Raw genomic sequence first — 21,118 nt, 5'->3', positions numbered from 1 at the left:
CGTGTCTCGTGCGCGGCACACCGCCCTCGCGCGCGTGCTGTGCGCGAGTTCGGCATGCGTGGGGCTCGCGAGCGGCGGCGCTACGCTGCTGATGCAGGCCGGTATGGGTCAGCGCGCTACTTCGCTGTGGATGAGCGCGCTGATGCTGCTGGTCATGATGAGCGTGCCACTGCTGATGTCACGCTCATGCGCCCGTCACACCATGCTGGCGAGCGCCGCGACGTTGATCGCGACGCTTACCGCGACGAACAGTGTGCCGGCGTACCTGAACAGCGCGGCGCACGGCACTGTCGTTGCAGTGCTGATGATGGCAACGGGCATCGGAATGTTGTTCTATGGACTGTGCGTGCTCGGCCCATCCGTCAAACAGCGTCACGACCTGCATCGCCGCACGCACGACTCGGTCAACACGGCGCCACCTTCAGCCGCAACGGCTTTGCTCGCCCTGCTGGCGGGACTGTCGAGCGGCAGCCTTGCCCGCTTCCAGCTCTTTGCGATTTGCGGCGTAAGCGGCGCGCAGCCGCTCTGGCAAATCGCGCTATTGCTTGCCGCAGTCTGCGCGCTCGCATTCATCGCCGACCGTTCACGCGGCAATCGCATGCTGATCGCGTTGTACGTCGCGCGGGCGGCGCTGATCGGCACGCTTGCGGCGAGCGACAATCCCGCGCTCGCCCCGCTCGCGGCGACTCTCTTTCTGGCTCTCGACTGCCTGACGATTCCAGCGCTCGTCGACTTGCGCGCACGCTCGAACAGCGTATCGAGCGCAAGCTGTCCCGGCCTCGCGCATCACGTCGGCATGGTGTTGGGCGCGGCGTTGTCGACCACTCCCTACTTTTTCGGCGATGGATTCATTGTGCTGTATGCGTTGGGCGCGGCAGCGAACCTGATCTGCGCTGCGTCTTTAGCAGTGCGTTGGCGTGCAACGCAGCTCTTTTATCCGCATTCGAACCCATACCGGCGTCAAACGAACCCTTCCGGCTAGCGCAACGGCCACAACCCCAACGGAGACAAAACATCATGACTGAACACAAGCCAGCGGTGACGCTGCCACATACCATGTTCATCAACGGCGAAAAGACCGGCAGCGCCGCGGGCAAAACCTTCCCGATCTTCAATCCGGCCACCGCGGAAGCAATCGCGCAGATCCCCGACGCGTCGGAAGCGGATATCGATCACGCCGTTAGAACCTCGAAAGCCGCCTTCGAATCCGACGCGTGGCGCAGAATGCCGCCGGCCATGCGCGAAGGATTGCTGCTCAAGCTCGCCGACCTCATGGAGCGGCATAGCGACGAACTTGCCACGCTGGAAACGCTGAATCAAGGCAAGCTCATCGGCTTCTCGAAGATGCTGGAAGTCGCGGGCAGCGTGCAATGGTTGCGCTATATGGCCGGCTGGGCGACTAAAATCGAAGGCACGACGTTCGATCTGTCTATTCCCTTCCCGCCGGGCACGCGCTACAACGCGTCGACGAGGCGCGTGCCGGCCGGCGTGGTCGCAGCAATCGTTCCGTGGAATTTCCCGCTGCTGATGGCGGTATGGAAAATCGCCCCGGCGCTGGCCTGCGGTTGCACGGTAGTGCTCAAACCGGCAGAAGAAACGCCGTTGACCGCCATCCGGCTCGCTGAACTGGCGTATGAAGCGGGCTTCCCTGCCGGCGTATTCAACGTGGTCACCGGCCGAGGCGAAACCACCGGCGCGGCGCTCGTCCGGCATCCGCTGGTGAACAAGGTCACGTTCACCGGATCGACCGAGGTCGGGCGCATCATCGGCCGGCAATGCGCCGACGATCTGAAGCGCGCGTCGCTCGAATTGGGCGGCAAGAGCCCGGTAATCGTGCTCGACGACTGCGACCCGCGCAAGGCTATCGAAGGCGCGGCCAGCGCGATCTTTTTCAACCATGGGCAGGTTTGCACGGCAGGCTCGCGCCTGTACGTCGCACGTTCGATTTATGACGAAGTCGTGCAAGGCATCGCAGCCGTTGCCGACGGCATCACACTCGGCTCCGGTTTCGATGCCGCGACGCAGATGGGCCCAATGGTTTCCGCGCGGCACCGCGACAAGGTTGCCGGCATGATCGCGCAAGGCAAGGACGAAGGCGGAGAGATCGTGTCGCGCGATGCGCGCGTGGAGAGCGACGGCTACTTCGTGCGGCCGACGGTGATCGCCAATCGCACCCGCAAGCCGCTTTCCGTCGTCAAGGAAGAGGTGTTCGGACCGGTGCTGGTGGCCATGCCCTACGACGACATCGATGAAGTGCTGATTGAGGCGAACGCCTCCGAGTACGGACTCGGCGCGAGCGTCTGGACCAACCAGCTCGACAAGGCGTTGCGGCTGGTGGACGGCATCGAGGCCGGAACCGTCTGGGTCAACACGCACAACATGGTCGATCCGGCCATGCCGTTCGGCGGCTTCAAGGCGTCCGGCATCGGCCGCGAACACGGCAAGGCGATCATCGACACCTATACGGAGAGCAAGTCGGTCTGTATTGCTTATTGATGACGGGCCGCCTGCGCGCCGCTTGTCAGGCAGGCGCCGCGCAGGCAAACCAGTAAAATACCGGGACATCGCGCTACCGCGCCTCACCTCCCGGTCGAACATCTTGAAACGCAAAATGCCCGCGCTGAATGCGCTCAAAGCCTTCGAAGTGGCCGGCCGCACGGGCAGCTTTACCCGCGCCGCGGAACTGCTCAACGTCACGCAAAGCGCGGTCAGCCGCCAGGTCCGGCAACTCGAGGCACAACTGGGCGAGACGCTGTTGCAGCGTCATCACCATCATCTGGAACTCTCCGCCGCCGGCCGGATTCTTCTGCAGGCGTTGCAGCAATCGTTCGACCGGATCGAACTCACGGTTCGCGGGCTGCAGGAGAAAACTCACCGCAACCGTCTGCGTATCAATGCGCCGCCCACCTTCACGAGCCGCTGGCTGATGCCGCGTCTCGGCCGCTTGCGTGACGCGCATCCGCAGCTCGAACTGAGTCTGTCGACGCGCGTCGACGATAACCTCGCGGAATCCGGCGTGCTCGACTGCGCGATCCGCTTTGGCAATGGCGAGTGGGAAGGCGTGGACAGCCGGCTATTGATGAGCGAGCGGCATATCGCCGTCTGCTCGCCCGCCTTGCTCGCGCGCGAGGCGGGCCGTGCGGCGATCGACCTGAATCAGTTCACGCTGCTGCACGTGCTGGCGAGCGCCGATCAGCGCTATCTCACCTGGCAGCATTGGTTGAAAGCGGCGGGAATTGAAAACGTCGATACGCGCGGCGGTTACGAATTCGATCTGCTCGACCACGCGATTCGCGCCGCGATCGACGGACTCGGCGTGACGATCGCCGACCGTCACATGATCGCGCGCGAACTCGCGGAAGGCCAACTCGTGCAGGTGCTGAACGTGCATGTGGACGGGCATCAGTCGTACTGGTTCGTCACCCGTAGCGAGCAGGACGATCTGCCACACGTCGCGCTGTTTCGCGACTGGCTGCAGCAGGAGATCTGGTTGAGCGGACGCGCGCTCGATGCGTCGGAATCGGCGCCTATGAGCGACGAGGATTGAGGCGTGCGTTGCAGCACCGAGCGGCATTGCGACGCGTCACACACGCCACATCGCATGAAATAGAAACCGCGCCGATGGCATCGCATCGGCGCGGTTTCTTACTGTGCGGTGGCCGGCCCGACAACCGCCGGGCCCATCACGCCGTCAAGCCGCGGCAGCCAGCTCGGCCACGTCGGGACGGTACGCGGCCTGACTCGCCGCGTCCTCGAGAATCATGTCGGCGCCCTTTTCCGCGACCATCATGGTGGGCGCGTTGATATTGCCCGACGTGATATTCGGAAAGATCGACGCATCGACCACGCGCAGTGCGGCAAGGCCATGCACGCGCAAACGCGCATCGACCACGGAGGTGCGCGGATCGTCGCCCATCGCGCACGAACCGCACAGGTGGTAGATCGACCCCGATTGCTCGCGGAAGTACTGCAGAAAACCTTCCCGCGTGTTCACCTGCGGTCCCGGCGAAATCTCCTCGACCGTAATCGCCTTCAGTGCCGGCGAAGCCATCACCTTGCGCACCAGTTCGCAACCCTGGATCACTTCGCTGATGTCTTTCTCCGTGCTCAGCGCATTGATACGGATCTTCGCGGCGTCCTCGGCGCGATTCGATGCGATCTCGATCGAACCACGGCTTGTCGGCCGGCACGGATTGAATGCCAGCAGAAAGCCCGAATACGGTTCAGGTTCGAGATTCGCCTTATTGCTCTTCGGAATCCGGTACGACAGCGGATTGAAGTACAACTGCAGGTTCGGCTGCGCCTCGCGTTCGCTGCCCTTGAAGAAGCCGCCCGACTGGTTCACGCTCATCGCGAGCGGTCCCTTGCGCGTCAGCAGATATTGCAGACCGAGCTTGAGCTTGCCGAGCAACGGCCGCATCTCGTCGTTCAGCGTCTTCATGTTCGAGCGGTAGTAGAAGCTCACGCACAGATGATCTTGCAGGTTCTGGCCCACGGCGGGCAGATCCTTGACCATTGCGATGCGATGCTTCGCCAGTAACGCGCTGTCACCCACGCCGGAGAGTTGCAGCAGCTTCGGCGAATCGACCGCGCCCGCGGACAGGATCACTTCGCGCGTCGCCATGAATTGCCGTGCGACACCGTTCTGCGTGACGCTCACGCCGATCGCGCGTTGGTTGCCGTCGAATAGAACGCGGCTTACCAGCACGTCGCGCTCGACCCGCAGGTTCTTGCGTGAGAGCACCGGATGCAGATACTCGAAGCTGCTTGATGAGCGCTGCCCGTTTCGCGTATTCACGTCGTAAATACCGGCGCCTTCGAATTGCGCGCCGTTGAAGTCGTCGCTGCGCTGGTAGCCCGCCTGATCACAGCCCTTGAGGAACACGTGGCAGATCGGATGCACCGCGTCTTTCATCGGGGAGATGCGGATCGGGCCGTCGGCACCGTGATATTCCGTGTTGCCGAGCGGATGCGATTCGAGCTTGCGGAAATACGGCAGCACGTCGCGAAACGCCCAGCCCCTGTTGCCGGCGGCGGCCCAATCGTCGAAATCGTGCGGCTGGCCGCGCACGAAGATCATCGCGTTGATCGAGCCCGAGCCGCCTTGCACCTTGCCGCGCGGACAATAAATCGGCCGGTTGTCGAGTTCCTTTTCCGGCTCGCTGTAGTACATCCAGTTGTAGGTTTCGTTGTAGTACGTCTTGGTGAAACCCACTGGAATCTTGAACCAGAACGAGCTGTCCTTGCCGCCTGCTTCGAGCAGCAGCACCGAGTATTGGCCCGACGCCGACAGGCGATTGGCGAGAATGCAGCCCGCCGAACCCGCGCCGACGATGATGTAATCGTAGTTCATGCTCTATATCGCCAGACGGCGCTCAATCCATTGAAAGCGTATTGGTGAAACTCGCCAGATCAAACCACGCTCAACCCTTTGCCGGCGCGAGATCCTTCACGTCGGCCGGCTGCGCCGCCATCTGCAGATGCAGGCGCTCGCCGGTGTAAGGCGTGTGCTGCCTGACGACCTCCATATTCAGCTCGACGCCGAGACCCGGCTCCTGCGAAGGAATGATGTAGCCGTCTTCCCATTGAATCGGCTTCTTCAGCACGGCCGCATGAAAACCGTCCCACGTGCCGATGCTTTCCTGAATCAGGAAGTTCGGTGTGCAGGTGGCGAGCTGGATGCTGGCCGCCGCGCCAATCGGCCCGTTGTACAGATGTGGGGCGATCTGCGCGTAGTACACCTCGGCCAGCGTCGCGACTTTCTTCGCTTCGAGCAGGCCGCCCACACGAGCCACGTTCAACTGCAGAATCGACGCGGCGCCCGCTTCCAGCAACTTGAAGAATTCGTACTTGGTGGTAAGGCGTTCACCGGCGGCAATCGGAATGCTGGTGTGTTGCGCGACCTGCGCCATGGCGCCTTCCTGGCCCGGCGGCACCGGCTCCTCGAACCACAGCGGATCGTATTTTTCGAGGCGTTTCGCGAGCCGGATCGCCGACGAAGGCACCATCTGCCCGTGCGTGCCGAACAGCAGGTCGGCCTTGCTGCCCACCGCTTCGCGCACGCGCCGGCAGAAGGTTTCGCAACGATCCAGCACTTCCATCGACAACTGATGACCCGAGTACGCCGTGTACGGCCCGGCCGGATCGAACTTCACCGCGGTGAACCCGCGTTTGACGTTTTCAGCCGCGCATTCGGCCGCCAGATCCGGATCGTCGTAGTCGTATTCGCCGCGGCTGTTCTTCGGATACAGGTACGTGTATGAACGCAGCCGCTGATTCACCATGCCGCCGAGCAACTCGTACACCGGCTTGCCGGCCGCCTTGCCGATAATGTCCCAGCACGCCATTTCCAGGCCGCTGACCACGCCCATCATCGTCAGATCGGGGCGTTGCGTGAAACCGCTCGAATACGCCTCGCGCCAGAGCCGCTCGATATGGTGCGGGTCCTTGTCGAGCAGATAGCGGCCGAATACGTCGTCGATGATATGAGTCATCGCTTTCGGGTGGAACGTCGCCGAATAGATTTCGCCGACGCCTTCAATCCCGCAATCGGTCTTGAGCTTGACGAAGATCCAGTACATGCCGCCCACGTGTGGCGGCGGTACGGCGACGATATGCGTTTCGAGCGAGACAACTTTCATTTATGCAACCTCTCTTCTATTGAGCATGTTTCTCAGCGCGAGCCCGGCAAAGCCGCCGAGCGCCGCCATGGCGGCGACATAACCGAAGTAGAGCTGGTAGCCGAAGACGCCCGGGAACGTCTGCGTCAGATAACCGTTGATGAGCGGCAGGAACACGTCCGGCGAATAGCCGAGCACGGAGATCAGGCCGATCGCAAGGCCCATCGTGGCAACCGGAATATTGCAGCGGTCCAGCAGCGACCAGTACAGGCCGCGAATCGCGTAAGTCAGAATACCGATGAACAACACCAGGAAAACCAGCAGCACGTGGCTCGAAATACGCGGCGCCGCCATCAGTCCCACGAGCGACAGCGCGGCGAGAAAGAGCGCGATCACGAGCACCGACACCTTCGAATAGCGGTCGCCCAGAAAGCCGCCACCAATGCCGCCGATCGGCCGCATCCACAGCTTGAGCGTGGTGATCGTGCCGGCCATCACGACCGTCAGGCCGATCTCGCCTTCATGCAGATACGCAGAGAAACTGTAAGTGGCCCAGAACACCTGATAGCCGCAGAACACAATGGCGGCAACCAGCCACAGTTCGGGAATCTTCGCGAGCGTCTTCAGGTCGACCAGCACGTTGTTGCGTTGACGCGCGGCGCGATTGGCGGCTGCGTCTTCGGTGCCTTGCGGGTCTTTGACAAGCGCGAGCACGACGCCGAGCGCAATGCACAGAAACGCGTACATGTACACCACCAGCTTAAAACCGGCCGCGACCGGTGCACCTTTGGTTTGCGTCATCCATGCGAACAGCGTGATCGCGATTGTCGCGAGCATGGCTTCGATCAGGCCGCGTCCGCCGTCGAGCAAGCCGAAGAAACGGCCCTGCTCATGCGTGCCGGCGATCATCGTCACGCGTTTGATGACGGCGGCCCAGAACGTCAGGCCGGTCGACAAGCCCCAGCCGCCGAAGATCATCATCAGCATGGGAAAAGACGGCGCGGTCGAATACCACAGCCCGAGCACGCCGGTGGCGATCAGCGAAAAACAGATCAGCAGACGCGGCGCGATGCGGTCCGCGAGCCAGCCGCTCGGCAGATAACTCACCAGAAAAATCGTGCCCAGCGACGAATACAGATAGCCGAGTTGGCTATCGGTGATGTGGAAAACTTCGAGCATGGTCGGCTGATACACCTGCCGCAGATACAGAATCGGGTAGATCGCGCCGGCTGCGATCACCAGCAACATCAGCTGGATATAGCGCTGCGTCTTGCTGTCTTGCAGTGCGGCCTGCTCGTCGCCTAAAGCGAGCGATGCGTTGGTTCGAACGGGTTGGGATGACACGTGAGCGCTCCTCAGAGACACAGCACCGGCCCACCGGCCCGCCGGGTCTCCAATATGTTTGTTATGGACTGGCAGCGGTTCGCTGCGCTTCTTTGGGTTGCAAGGCAGACACGCGCCGTGGGTTCGACGTGCGGCGCGTGCCGGTTCAGCTTCAGTACTTCATGACCACGAGACGGGTTTGGGTGAATTCGAGCATGCCGTGCTTGCCGTCGTCGCCGCCGAGGCCCGAACGTTTCCAGCCGGCGTGAAAGCCCTGATACGGATCGGCCGGCGTACGGTTCACATACAGCTCGCCTGCCTCGATGCCGTTGGCGATCTTCATCGCACCGCGATAGTTCTCCGTATACAGCACCGACGACAAACCGAATTGATGGTCGTTGGCCATCTCGAGCGCTTCGTCCAGCGTGCGGTATTTGACGACCGGCATGATCGGACCGAACGTTTCTTCCTGGATGATTTCCATGTCCTGGCGGCAGTTCGACAGTAACGTGGCCGGGTAGAAGTAGCCTTTTCCTTGCGGCAGCTTGCCGCCGGTTTCGAGCTTCGCGCCTGCCGCGACCGCACGTTCCACCATCGCGTGAATCGACTGGCGTGACGCTTCGTTGACGAGCGGCCCCATCAGCGAGGGCTGTTCGCTGCGATCGCCGCTTTCCACCGCGCTCATATGCTTTTTCAGCAGCGCGACGAACCGGTCATGCACGCTTTCCTGCACGTAGACCCGTTCGATCGCCGTGCACAACTGACCGCAGTGCGTGGTCTTGGAAGCGACCAGGTCGCGCGCGGCTTTCTCCAGATCGGCATCGGCCTCGATAATCGCGGGCGTCTTGCCGCCCAGTTCCAGCGATGGCTTGGCGATATTCGCCTTGCAGTAGTCGAGTACCTTGCGGCCCGCGCCGACGCTGCCCGTCAGCGTGATCATGCCGACCTTGGGATGCGTGCAGAGCGCTTCTGCGGTCGCATGATTCATCGCGAGAATGTTCACCACGCCCGCGGGCATACCGGCCTTCTCGACCGCTTTGGCGATTTCGAATGCGGAAGTCGGCGTGTTGTTGCTCGGGCGCACTACGACCGTGTTGCCGGCGATCAGCGCCGGCGCCACTTTGCGCATGAACGTGTAGACGGGATAGTTGAACGGAATCAGACACGCCACCACGCCGATCGGCTCGCGATGCAGCACGAGGTTTTCGTCGGGCGCATCGCTCGGAATCACTTCCCCTTCGATGCGGCGAGCCCACTCCGCGTGATAGCGGGTGATCTGGCCGGCGTAGATCGCCTCGTTGGTGGCGTCGGCCACGCTCTTGCCCGACTCCAGCGCGAGCGCCGCGCCGATGGCCGGCGCGCATTCGGTCAGCGCATCGGCGAGTTTGTGCAGGTAAGCCGCGCGCTCGGTCGAAGGCAGCTTGCGCCAGCCTTTTTGCGCGACCGCGGCGGCCTCGACAGCGGCGATGGCTTCAGCTTCGGTGGCGCCCGTCACGTGGGCAATGACGGCCTCCGTGGCCGGATTGTAGACGGCGATGAGCTCGCTGCCAGCGGTTCCTGTCGCGGGTTCGTTGAACCGGCCGTTAGCAAAATTCCGATCGAGTCGCATGGTCGTCTCCTGAAAAGCATTGGTGCGAAAAACGCATCGCCCTCGGCTATGGCTTGTCTGCCAAAGGTGCATGGACGGAATTTTTCTCTGCGTCACCGCTGGCCACAAGCGAATAATTTGCGGGACAAACATTCTAAAAAATCACGTTTATCCAGGGATGTGCCTCATTCGCGATCGGCCTCCCAACTTGCAGAATCCGGGCTTTGCCAAAAAGCAGCGGGCGTCGAAGGCATTCGGCCCGCTCACTACCAACGTCTGGAGCTCAAGATGAAAAAGAACCGCATCGCGACCGCCGCATTCATGGCGCTCACGTCACTCACCTCACTGGCCGCGTCCTCGGCCTTCGCCCAAAGCAGCGTGACGCTGTACGGCGTACTCGACGAAGGCATCGACTACACCAACAACGCCGGACACGGCGCGGTTTGGGAAATGGCGAGCGGCTACGCGCAAGGCAGCCGCTGGGGCATGAAGGGTGCGGAAGATCTGGGCGGCGGCATGAAGGCCGTGTTTCAACTGGAAAATGGCTTCGACGTAAGCTCCGGGCGGCTCGGCCAGGGTGGCCGCATGTTTGGCCGGCAGGCCTACGTGGGGTTGAGCGACAGCCGCTTCGGCACGGTCACGCTGGGGCGCCAGTACGATTCCGTGGTCGATTACCTCGCTCAGACCACCGCCAACGGCAACTGGGCCGGCTACCTCTTCGCGCATCCCTACGACAACGACAACACGGACAACTCGTTCCGTCTCGGCAATAGCGTGAAGTATGCGAGCCCGGAGATCGCGGGCTTCCAGTTCGGCGGCGTGTACAGCTTCAGCAATGACACCAGCTTTGCGAACAACCGCGCGTACAGCTTCGGCGGCCAGTACGCGAACGGCGGCCTGCTGGTGGCCGCTGCCTACATGCAGGCGGACAATCCGGGCGTGGGCTCCACCGGCGCGATCACCGCCAACGACGCGAGCTTTATCGCCGGACGCATGCGGGTGTTCGGCGGCGGCATCAACTACACGTTCGGCTCGGCGACGGCAGGTTTTGCGTACACCAACTCGAACTACAAGAATCCGACCGGCAACGGCTATATCGGCATTCCGCTGGCCGCGCCGGGCGTGACGTTGAATACGCTGAAGTATCAGAACTTCGAGGTGAACGGCAAATACCAGTTCACGCCGGCGTTCTTTGTCGGCGCCCAGTATGTGTACACGATGGAGAACTACGGCGCGTCGTCAGGCAGTGTGAAGCCGAAGATCCACTCGGTGGGGTTGATGGCGGATTACAACCTGTCGACGCGCACCGACGTTTATGTGCAGGGCGAGTACCAGAAGGTGGCGGGCGATTCGACTCACTCGATTCTCGACAACGCGTTCATTCCTGGCGTGCAGGCGCCTTCGTCGACGAGTACGCAGGTCGCTGTTCGGGTCGCGCTGCGGCATAAGTTTTAAAGCAGTGGGGGCTTCGCGTCCGCATCGTCGTAGGATCGCCCCCCCCTCTCAGATCTACTTCTCCTCCTGCTCGCGGCCCTTGAACAGCCGCGCACTCGACAGAATGGCGAGCGCGATGGCCACGCTGAGAATCGCCGTGGCTTCGCGCCCGAGCCCAGACGCCACGCCAACACCCGCGCTCAGCCACAGGCTCGCCGCCGTCGTCAGGCCGCGCACCTCGCGCTCGGCGCTGAGCTTGATGATGGCGCCCGCGCCCAGAAAGCCGATACCCGACACGAGTCCTTGCAACACCCGGCTCATGTTGTCCTGCGAAAATCCGGCCTGCAACGGCACGACCACGAACAAGGCCGCGCCCACCGCCACCATCATATGCGTACGCATGCCGGCATCGCGCCGCGACAACTCACGCTCGAAACCCAATATGCCGCCGAGTATCAATGCGAGTCCGAGGCGCATCAGCACCTGGGTGACGTCGGCCACGCTGCCGAGATCGGAAAATTCTGCCTGGGCGGTCGCCCACACCACGTGCCACCCGTTACTCATTACATTTACCTGACACCAAGAAAACGCCAAGCATACGGCAATACCGCCGCTTTGCGTACCTCACCCCGTCGACGTCTTCTTCACGAATGCGTTCACCACGGCTTCCAGCTCTTTTGTGATCGTCGTCATTACGCCGGCCACCACGGCGAACTCGCGGCCGGTCACTTGCGCGCGGCTCGCCACGATCTGTCCGTTGAACGACACGATGTGCGCTTCTTTCGCGATCCCCTTGATCCGCTCGATCAGTTGCTGCTGCTCCTTCTTCTGCAAGCGCGCTATGCGCCGGCTTTCCTGCTCGTAGACGGCGGTGACACCGTGCAGTTGTGTCAGCAACGGATCCACGGAGTCGACCAACGCCTTCAGCGCATCGTCAGCGCGCGGTGACGCGCGCCCGATCGCCTCTAACGCAGCCGAAGCCAGCGCGATAAAGTCCGCGATCTTCGCGGCCACTTTCCCGCTGCCGTGAAACGCTTCGCGCAGCGCCGGAGAAAACAGGCCGGGCAAGCCATCGCGGCCTTGCGTCAGCACCGTATGACTGTCGGCAAAGGTGTTTAACGTGTCGCGCGCGATCGCCAGCGCGCCGTCGAACTGCTGGAACGCCAGCATCGCTTTCAACACGATGCGCTGCGAGAGCATCCGTTGACGTCCCGCAAGATTGATCAACGAGCTCAACACCTCGCTGGAGACGTCCGTGTCGGACGTGTGTGCGTGAACCCGTTCTGTCGTGAAGCTCATGTCAACTTCTTATGATTGTGATCGGCCCCGTCGCGCGACACGGTCCCCGGCCCCCGGCCTGTGCGTCGATGCGCAGGCCGGGTTGAGCGCATGACCCGGTTACTCCGTTGCGTGCGCGTGCATCACACCGGAGTGCATCGACCACGCCATCCACGGACGGCGCAGCGCGACGATCGCAAGGAACGCGCATGCCGCCAGCGCGCCGAACGTCGCAAAGCCCATCTGATAGCTGCCCGTGCTTTCCTTGGCGATACCCATGACGACCGGCAGATAGAATCCGCCGATGCCGCCTGCCGCGCCGACAATGCCCGACATCAGACCCGTACGGCCGGCCCAGCGATGCGGCACCAGCTGGAAGGTCGCACCGTTGCCGAGGCCAAAGGCCACATACAGGCACAACAGCAGTGTGATGCCGCCCGCCATCGAAGGCATGGCAGCGGCGAACACGAAGTCGCACAACGAGATGATAGCGAGCAGGAAGGTCAGCGCGCGCACGCCGGACACCTTGTCGGCGATCAGGCCGCCGAGCGGTCGCACCATTGCGCCGGTCGCGGCGAGCAATGCCATGAAGAGACCCGCGTCGATCTTCGAGAGCTGATAGAGGTTGGTCAACAGCAGCGAAACATATGAGGACATGCCGACGAAACCGCCGAACGTAATGCTGTACACCAGCATGATCGCCCACGTGTCACGCTCGGCCAGCACCGCGCGATAGCGCTTGGGCAGCACCGCGATGGCCAGCAATGCGCCGATCACCGGCAACAGCAGCACACCGGTCTTGCCGGAGCCGAACATGCCGGCTTCGACCAGCAGCACCAGCACGATCAATCCGGCGAGCGTCACCGCGAAGCTGCCGAATGCGCGCAGCACGCTACCCGATTTCACGCCCGAATCATTGGCCCAGAAATAGAGCGTGATCGCCGCGATCGCGAGCAACGGAAGTGCGCCGCCGGCGGCCATCTGCCAGCCGTAATGCGTGGCCAGCTGCGGGAACAGGAAGCCGTCGAGCACCGCGCCGATATTGCCGGCCGCGGCGAGGCCGAGCACGAGACCTTGCACCTTCGGCGGATAGTTGCTGCCGGCCATCGGCAGCGCCACAGCGAAACTTGCGCCGCCGACGCCGAGGAACACGCCGAGCACCAGCAGGACCGTGTATGACGGCACGGAAGGCATCAACGGCAATACGATGGTCGGCACCGCCGACAACAGCACGCCCATCAATGCAATGCGCTTGCCGTGAGCGGATTGATACAGATTACCCAGCGTAACCCGTAGAATCGCGGCCGACAGCACCGGCACCGCGACCAGCAGTCCCTGTTGCGCGGGCGTCATCGCTATGCTCTTGCTGATGAACGGCGCGAGCGGTCCATACAGGACCCAGACGGTAAAGCCGGTGTCGAAATAGAGGAAACACGCCACCAGCGCGCGCCAGTCCCCACTCTTTAGGGAGCTCATCACGTTTTTCATCAGACATCCTCACAAAACTGATTTTTCGACTATCCGGCAGATTGCGCCACGCGCTACGCACCGGAATGATCACGATGTTGAAAACCGGCATGAACATGCAACCTCCATGCCATCCGGCTCCGTCTTTTGAAGCTTCACTGCGTACTCGTTGAAACCTTGAAACGGTGAACGCACTCGTCGCTCTGGAAAGCGTGCGGCTATCAATAAACGTCGCGTGCGTAGCGTTTTTCCTGCGCGAGGCGGCTCACGTAGTCGAGCGCTTTCTCATCGCTCATGCCGCCGTGCCGGGCGACCACTTCCTTGAGCGCCGCATCGACGTCTTTCGCCATCCGGTTCGCGTCGCCGCACACGTAGAAATGCGCACCGTCTTCGAGCCATGCCCACAATTGCGCACCCTGCTCGCGCATGCGGTCCTGCACGTAGACCTTGTCCGCCTGATCGCGCGAGAACGCAACGTCGAGACGGGTCAGCACGCCGCTGTCGCGCATCGATTCAAGTTCGTCGCGGTAGTAGAAATCGGAAGCGGCATGCTGCTCGCCAAAGAACAGCCAGTTGCGTCCCGTGTCGCCACGTGCCCGCCGCTCGTGCAAGAAGCCACGAAACGGTGCAACGCCGGTACCGGGTCCGACCATGATCATCGGCGTTTCTGAACCATGAGGAGGACGAAAGTGTGCGGACTTCTGCACGAACACGGGAACGTTGACATCGCCCGCGCGATCGGCGAGAAAAGTAGACGACACGCCTTTGCGATGACGGCGTCCGTTGCTGTAACGCACGGCGGCAACCGTCAGATGAACTTCGCCGGCATGGGCCTTCGGGCTCGAGGCGATCGAGTAAAGACGCGGTTGCAGACGCTTGAGCATGCCGGTCAATTCGGTTGCCGTGAGGCGCACCGGAAATTCGTGCAGCACGTCGGCGATCTGCTGGCCCCACAACCACTGTTTGAGGTCGGCCTTGCGCTCGGGCGCCAGCAGATCGCGTAGCGCGCCGTTATTGCTGCGTGCGGCGACAAACGCGAGCAGATCCGGATTCGGTCGCGCGATCTCGTAGTGCCTGGCGAGTGCATCGGCGAGACGCATTTCGCCCGCACCCGCCACATTCACGGCGGCATCCGCGCTCAAACCGCTCAGACCGATCAATTCGTCGACCAGTTCGGGACAGTTGCTTGGCCAAACGCCAAGGGCATCTCCTGCTTCGTATTCGAGTCCCGAGTCGCCCGTGTGCAGCGAGAAGTAACGCGTGTCTTTCGCCGCGCCCTGCTTGTTCAGGCGCAGATTGCTCACGAGCCGCGATGCGGCGGGCCGCGTCTTGCTCGGCACCGTGCCCGGCACCACCGCGTTGACCATGCCGCCGGGCGGCACCGCGTACAGCGCGGCGTCCTCTTCCTTGATGCGCACAATGATGCGATCGAGCCACGCATCCGCGCTCTCCTGATACTCGCTGTCGCAATCGACGCGGTCCATCAGCCGCAGCGCGCCTTGCTCGGCGAGCCGCTGGTCGAGCCGACGGCCATGTCCGCAAAACTGGTCGTAGTTGCGGTCACCGAGCGCGAGCACCGCGAAGCGCACGCCGTCGAGCCGAGGCGCGCCCTCGGCGTTCAATTGCGTCCAGAAACTTTGCGCGTTGTCGGGCGGATCGCCATCGCCGAAAGTGCTTGTCATCAACAGCACGTATTGCGCCTTGGCAAGCATTGAGGCCGGATAGTCCGCCATGCACGATGTGCGGATTTCGAAGCCCGACTCCATCAAACGAGTTGCATAGCCTTCGGTCAGCGACTCGGTGTTGCCGGTTTGCGAGGCCCACAGCAAGGTGACCTTGGGACGCGCGCGCACAATTCGCACGCCCGATACTTGCGATGCCTGCGCATGCGAGGCCGCAAGCGGAGCGGCGGCAATCGTCGCACTGCGGCTATAGAGACCGGCTAGCAAGCCGTCCACATACAGGCGGCTCGTGGTATCGAACGGAGCGTTGCCGGGCAGAACCGGCACGCTGTCGACGCCCTGCGCTTCCGCTGAACGCAGGCCGCCAACGAAGCCGGCCAGATAGACCCGCTGCTGATCGTTGAACGAAGGTGCGAGCGTCGCCGGCAACTGCAACAGGCCGGTGAGTGCATTGATACGGGGCATATCCAGATCCTCGGCGCTTGCCGATACGGTGTTCTCCTGCGCCGCGCTCACGGCTACGGCAACGGATGCCTCGGCGAGCACCGTATCGTCGTCATTCAGAAGCGGCTCCGTGCTGTCGGCCACAACGGGATTCAACGCGACCGCACAAAACTTGAGTTCGGGCTGCTGCGAGACCGGGTCGATCGCATCGCTCGTTACGGCGTTGATGCACAGGTCGTCGCCGAATACATCGTTCCAGTGCATCGGCGCAAAGCAGTTGCCCGCGCTCACGCGCTCGGTCACGACAGCCGGCAACACCGCGCGGCCGCGGCGCGAGCGAATCTCCACCGGGTCTTTTGCCTTGATGCCGAGCGTGGCGGCATCTTCCGGATGAATCTCGACAAACGGACCGGGGTTCAGCTTGTTGAGCATCGCGACCTTGCCGGTCTTGGTCATCGTGTGCCATTGATGCTGCAAGCGGCCGGTATTCAGCACGATCGGAAACTCACGATCTGGCAATTCGGCCGGCGCCGCGTAAGCGCGCGCGAAAAACATTGCCTTGCCGCTCGCGGTCGGAAAGACGAGCCGCGGACGGCTGCCGTCCGGCAGTTCCTTGAGTGTCTGGCTCACTCCGTTGTTGAGGTAGCGAACCGGATTGCGCTCCGCGCAATCGCCCGATGCAAGCGGCCATTGCAACGGCGTTTCTTTCAAACGACGATGGCTCGCGCCGCGCAGGTCATAGCCGGTTTTGGGATTCGACGCGCGGGTGATTTCCGCGAAAACTTCCTCGGCGCTCGCGTAAGTGAAAGCCTCCGCGTAACCCATTTCGCAGGCAATGCGCGCGATGATCTGCCAGTCCGGCAGCGCAGCGCCCGGCGGCTCGATCCCTTTTTGCATCAGCGTGACATTGCGCTCGGAGTTGATCATCACGCCTTCGGCTTCGGCCCACAGCGCCCCGGGCAATAGCACGTCGGCGTATCGGTTGGTCTCCGTGTCGAGGAAAGCGTCTTGCGCGATCACGAGTTGCGCCGCGCGCAAGCCGTCGATCGCGTTCTGACGATTCGCCACGCTCGCCACCGGGTTCGTGCAGATGATCCAGCACGCCTTGATCTCGCCCGCCGCCATGCGTGTGAACATGTCGATCGTGCCGTTGCCCACTTCCGGTTTGAGCGTGCCCTTCGGAATGCGCCACAGGTCTTCGATAAACGCGCGGTCTTCTTCGACTAGCACCGAACGCTGGCCCGGCAATCCCGGTCCCATGTAGCCCATTTCGCGGCCGCCCATCGCATTGGGCTGGCCAGTCAACGAAAACGGTCCGCTGCCGCGGCGGCAAATCTTGCCCGTTGCCAGATGCAGATTGCAGATCGCGTTGGTGTGCCACGTGCCGTGCGTACTCTGATTCAGGCCCATGGTCCAGCAGCTGATCCACTCGCTCGCGGTGCCGATCATCTGCGCGGCCGCACGCAGATCGTCGAGTGCGATGCCGGTGATCTGCGCGACCTTCTCCGGCGCGTAGTCGGCGAGAAACGCAGGCATCGCGTCCCACCCCTCGGTAGCGTCGGCGATGAATGCGGCATCCGTATGGCCGTTTTCGTGCAGCAGATGCAGCAAGCCGTTGAGCAACGCCAGATCGGTGCCCGGCTTGATCTGCATGAAGAGATCGGCCTTCTCCGCCGTCGTGTTGCGGCGCGGATCGACGACGATCAGTTTGGCGCCGGCCTTCACGCGATCCATCATGCGCAGGAACAGAATTGGGTGACAGTCGGCCATATTCGCGCCGATCACGAAGAACAGGTCGGCATGATCGATGTCTTCGTACGATCCCGGCGGGCCGTCCGCACCGAGCGACAGTTTGTAGCCGCTGCCCGCGCTCGCCATGCACAGGCGCGAATTCGATTCGATGTTGTTGGTGCCGACGAAGCCTTTGGCGAGCTTGTTGACGAGATACTGAGCCTCGATCGACATCTGACCGGACACGTAAAACGACAGCGCATCCGGTCCATGTTCGTCGAGCATGCCGCGCAAACGCGCCGCTGTGGTGCTGATCGCCTGCGCCATGGGCAGCGGCGCCGGGTCCTGGCCACGCGCATGGCGCACGAACGCATCTTCAAGACGCCCGGACTTGCGCAACGCGACGTGCGCCGATTGACCCTTGGTGCACAGCCGGCCGAAGTTGGCCGGATGCTCCTTGTCGCCGGAGATCTTCACGACCTGCCCGTCCTCGACATGCAGCACCATGCCGCAGCCAACGCCACAGTAAGGGCACACGGTTTTCACGTTAGTGGAGGACATGGCGGGCAAGATCACTCGAAAAGGTTGCAGACAATCCGTGGCTCAAACGGCGACCCACACCTGGCCGTTTTCGACTCGCGCGGCGAACGCGCCGACGGAATACGCCGGTGTTTCCAGGCACTCGCCGGTCCGCAGGTCGAAGTGATGCTTGTAGATCGGCGAAGCGACCACGATGCGCTCGCCGAGGCTGCCGATCAGCCCGCGCGACAGCACCGCCGCCTGCGAGCCGGGGTCGAAGTTGTCGATGGCGAACACGGTGGCGTCGGCGTCACCGTTGTCGACGTGAAAAACCGCGACCTGCTCGCCGTTGACGAGCGCGCAAACGCCCGTGTTGGGCACGATGTCGTCGAGCGGGCAAACCGGTGTCCAGGCGCGTGGCAGGCGATCGTTATTCATGACGGAAGTCCTCGGTGAAGGGTGCAAATCAATCAGACGGTTTCGACGACGACGGGAATCGCGGCGAGCTTCGCGTGGCGCTCGGCGGGCGTGGCCGGCCGGATCTGGCCGCGTTCCTCGACGAAAGCGATGTTGCTGTCGGATTCGCCGCTGTTGACGAAATGACGGAAGCGCTTGCGCGTTTCGGGATCGGTGACAGCCTTCTTCCATTCGCACTCGTAGGTGTCGGCCACGTGCTGCATTTCCGACTCGAGTTCGTCGGCCACGCCGAGGCGATCGTTGACAACCACGTCGATCAGATACTCAAGGCCGCCTTCGAGGTTGTCGCGCCACACGCTGGTGCGTTGCAGACGGTCGGCGGTGCGCACGTAAAACATCAGGAAGCGGTCGATGTAGCGCACCAGCGTTTCTTTATCGAGGTCCGAAGCGAGCAGCTCGGCATGGCGCGGTTTCATGCCGCCGTTGCCGCACACGTAGAGATTCCAGCCCTTCTCGGTCGCGATGATGCCGACATCCTTGCCCTGTGCTTCCGCGCACTCGCGCGTGCAGCCCGACACGCCGAACTTGATCTTGTGCGGCGTGCGCAGGCCCTTGTAGCGGTTCTCGATCTCGACCGCGAGGCCCACCGAATCGCCTACGCCATAACGGCACCACGTCGAGCCGACGCACGACTTCACGGTGCGCAGCGACTTGCCGTAGGCGTGGCCCGATTCGAAACCGGCGGCGATCAGCTCTTCCCAGATGAGCGGCAATTGTTCGACGCGCGCGCCGAACAGATCGACGCGCTGACCGCCGGTGATCTTCGTATAGAGGCCGTATTTCTTGGCCACCTGCCCGACCGCGATCAAACCGTCGGGGGTCACTTCACCGCCGGCCATGCGCGGCACGACCGAATACGTGCCGTCGCGCTGAATGTTGGCGAGGTAATAGTCGTTGGTGTCCTGCAACGACGCGTGCTCCTTCTTCAGCACGAACTCGTTCCAGCACGACGCGAGAACGCTCGCCACCACCGGCTTGCAGATATCGCAGCCGAGACCATGACCGTGCTTCGCGAGCAGTTCGCCGAAGCTGCGCACGCCTTCCACCCGCACGATGTGGTACAGCTCCTGGCGTGAATACGGAAAGTGTTCGCAGACGTGATTGTTGACCGCGAGACCCTGCTTCTTCATCTCGGCTTTCATCACCTGCGTGACGAGCGGCACGCAGCCACCGCACGAAGTGCCGGCGCTGGTGGCGCATTTGAGTGCGCCGATGTCCATCGCGCCCGCGCAGACCGCGGCGCATAGCTCGCCCTTCGAGACGTTGTTGCACGAGCAGATCTGCGCGCCCGCGGGCAACGCCTCCACGCCGAGCGCGGGCTTCGCGTTGCCGTCCGCCTGCGGCAGGATCAGGAATTCGGGCGACGCCGGCAGCTCGATGCGGTTCAACATCATCTGCAGCAGCGTGCCGTATTCGCCGGCGTCGCCCACCATCACGCCGCCCAGCAGGTATTTGCCGCACTCCGACACCACCAGCTTCTTGTAGACCTGCTTGCGTTCGTCGCTGAACTGGTAGGCGCGGCTGCCCGGCGTATTGCCGTGCGCGTCGCCGATGCTCGCCACGTCCACGCCCATCAGCTTGAGCTTGGTGCTCATGTCGGCGCCGACGAATTCGGCCGTGCCACCGTGCAATTGCTTCGCCACCGCGCGGGCCATTTCATAACCCGGCGCCACGAGGCCGAACAACTGGCCGTTCCATAGCGCGCATTCGCCGATTGCATAGATGTGCGGATCGCTCGTGCGGCAGGCGTCATCGATCACGATACCGCCGCGCGGGCCGAGTGTCAGACCGCTCTCGCGCGCCAGATCGTCACGCGGACGAATGCCCGCCGAGAACACGATCATGTCGGTGTCGAGGTGGCTGCCGTCCGCGAATTGCATGCGGTGCGTGCCCGCTTCGCCGTCCACGATCGCCGTGGTGTTCTTTTGCGTGTGCACCGTCACGCCCAGTTCCTCGATCTTGGTGCGCAGCACGCGACCGCCGCCGTCGTCCACCTGCACGGCCATCAGACGCGGCGCGAACTCGACCACGTGCGTTTGCAGGCCCATGTCGCGCAGCGCCTTCGCGCATTCGAGACCGAGCAGTCCGCCGCCGACCACCGTGCCCGTCTTCGAGCGCGCACCGCATTCGCGCATCGCTTCGAGGTCGTCGATGGTTCGGTACACGAAGCAATCCGCGCGTTCACGGCCCTGCACGGGCGGCACGAACGGATAGGAACCGGTGGCGAACACGAGCTTGTCATAAGGCAGCGTTTCGCCCGTCGATACCTTCACGGTGCGCGCGTCGCGATCGATCGCCACGGCCTTTGCGTTTAACTTGAGCAACACGTTTTGCCGCTCGAAGAAACCCGGCTCGACCAGCGACAGGTCGTCCGCCGACTTGCCCGAGAAGAACTCGGACAGGTGCACGCGGTCGTAGGCCGGCCGCGATTCTTCGCTCAGCACCGTGATGTCGAGGCCATGCGCGGCGTCTTGTGCAAGGCACTCGACCAGTTTGTGGCCGACCATCCCGTGACCGATAACGATGATTTTCATGACCGCGGTTTCCTCAATGTG

At 62.8% G+C, this 21,118-nt stretch carries 14 protein-coding genes; 4 read left to right on the top strand and 10 right to left on the bottom strand.

What is annotated here, in order from left to right:
- The first annotated feature begins 1 nt into the window (after window position 1).
- The 3 genes from P0D71_RS24120 (at window position 2) to P0D71_RS24110 (ending at window position 3,547) form a co-directional block, all read left to right on the top strand.
- On the top strand, window positions 2–982 hold the full coding sequence (locus tag P0D71_RS24120) for a hypothetical protein (RefSeq protein ID WP_408482478.1): 981 nt from the start codon (window positions 2–4) through the stop codon (window positions 980–982).
- A gap of 35 nt (window positions 983–1,017) precedes the next feature.
- Window positions 1,018–2,496 carry a phenylacetaldehyde dehydrogenase StyD gene (styD, locus tag P0D71_RS24115; protein WP_408482476.1) on the top strand — a complete coding sequence of 493 codons (1,479 nt, stop codon included), beginning with the start codon at window positions 1,018–1,020 and terminating at the stop codon, window positions 2,494–2,496.
- Between the two features lie 115 nt (window positions 2,497–2,611).
- A complete protein-coding gene (locus P0D71_RS24110) occupies window positions 2,612–3,547 on the top strand; it encodes a LysR substrate-binding domain-containing protein (RefSeq protein WP_408482474.1) in 936 nt (311 codons plus the stop codon).
- A 144-nt stretch (window positions 3,548–3,691) separates the two neighbouring features.
- Here P0D71_RS24110 and P0D71_RS24105 read toward each other — a convergent pair whose 3' ends face one another.
- From P0D71_RS24105 to aldA, 4 genes are all read right to left on the bottom strand, one after another.
- The gene (locus P0D71_RS24105) at window positions 3,692–5,353 is read right to left on the bottom strand and encodes a GMC family oxidoreductase (protein WP_408482472.1); all 1,662 of its coding nucleotides are present in this window, start codon (window positions 5,351–5,353) and stop codon (window positions 3,692–3,694) included.
- Between the two features lie 70 nt (window positions 5,354–5,423).
- Window positions 5,424–6,641: a mandelate racemase/muconate lactonizing enzyme family protein gene (locus tag P0D71_RS24100; protein WP_091794227.1), complete on the bottom strand. Its 1,218-nt coding sequence runs from the start codon at window positions 6,639–6,641 to the stop codon at window positions 5,424–5,426.
- Window positions 6,642–7,964 carry an MFS transporter gene (locus P0D71_RS24095; protein WP_408482470.1) on the bottom strand — a complete coding sequence of 441 codons (1,323 nt, stop codon included), beginning with the start codon at window positions 7,962–7,964 and terminating at the stop codon, window positions 6,642–6,644.
- A gap of 151 nt (window positions 7,965–8,115) precedes the next feature.
- The gene (aldA, locus tag P0D71_RS24090; protein WP_408482468.1) at window positions 8,116–9,552 is read right to left on the bottom strand and encodes an aldehyde dehydrogenase; all 1,437 of its coding nucleotides are present in this window, start codon (window positions 9,550–9,552) and stop codon (window positions 8,116–8,118) included.
- 267 nt (window positions 9,553–9,819) lie between these two features.
- Between aldA and P0D71_RS24085 the strand changes: the two genes are divergently transcribed.
- The gene (locus P0D71_RS24085) at window positions 9,820–10,986 is read left to right on the top strand and encodes a porin (RefSeq protein ID WP_408482466.1); all 1,167 of its coding nucleotides are present in this window, start codon (window positions 9,820–9,822) and stop codon (window positions 10,984–10,986) included.
- Between the two features lie 54 nt (window positions 10,987–11,040).
- Here the strand turns inward: P0D71_RS24085 and P0D71_RS24080 are convergent, their stop codons facing one another.
- From P0D71_RS24080 to nirB, 6 genes are all read right to left on the bottom strand, one after another.
- Entirely contained in the window at window positions 11,041–11,529 is a 489-nt protein-coding gene (locus P0D71_RS24080; protein ID WP_091794235.1) for an MgtC/SapB family protein, read from the bottom strand.
- 60 nt (window positions 11,530–11,589) lie between these two features.
- Window positions 11,590–12,264, bottom strand: a complete 675-nt coding sequence (locus P0D71_RS24075) for a type IV pili methyl-accepting chemotaxis transducer N-terminal domain-containing protein (RefSeq protein WP_408482464.1) — start codon at window positions 12,262–12,264, stop codon at window positions 11,590–11,592.
- Window positions 12,265–12,363: 99 nt separating this feature from the next.
- Window positions 12,364–13,731, bottom strand: a complete 1,368-nt coding sequence (locus P0D71_RS24070; RefSeq protein ID WP_091794240.1) for an MFS transporter — start codon at window positions 13,729–13,731, stop codon at window positions 12,364–12,366.
- A 200-nt stretch (window positions 13,732–13,931) separates the two neighbouring features.
- Window positions 13,932–18,128, bottom strand: coding sequence for a bifunctional nitrate reductase/sulfite reductase flavoprotein subunit alpha (locus tag P0D71_RS24065; RefSeq protein WP_408482462.1), 4,197 nt, complete (start codon window positions 18,126–18,128; stop codon window positions 13,932–13,934).
- Between the two features lie 42 nt (window positions 18,129–18,170).
- Complete coding sequence (gene nirD / locus P0D71_RS24060; protein ID WP_091794244.1) at window positions 18,171–18,524, bottom strand: nitrite reductase small subunit NirD; 354 nt, start codon at window positions 18,522–18,524, stop codon at window positions 18,171–18,173.
- Window positions 18,525–18,556: 32 nt separating this feature from the next.
- Window positions 18,557–21,097 (bottom strand): nitrite reductase large subunit NirB, encoded by a 2,541-nt coding sequence (gene nirB / locus P0D71_RS24055; protein WP_408482460.1) that lies wholly within the window; start codon window positions 21,095–21,097, stop codon window positions 18,557–18,559.
- Between the last annotated feature and the right edge of the window lie 21 nt (window positions 21,098–21,118).

It is taken from the genome of Paraburkholderia sp. RL17-383-BIF-A (assembly GCF_046028015.1).
In the GTDB taxonomy this organism is placed as follows: domain Bacteria; phylum Pseudomonadota; class Gammaproteobacteria; order Burkholderiales; family Burkholderiaceae; genus Paraburkholderia.
Note: the sequence above shows the minus strand (reverse complement) of the source record. Positions and strands in the feature narration are given on the sequence as shown.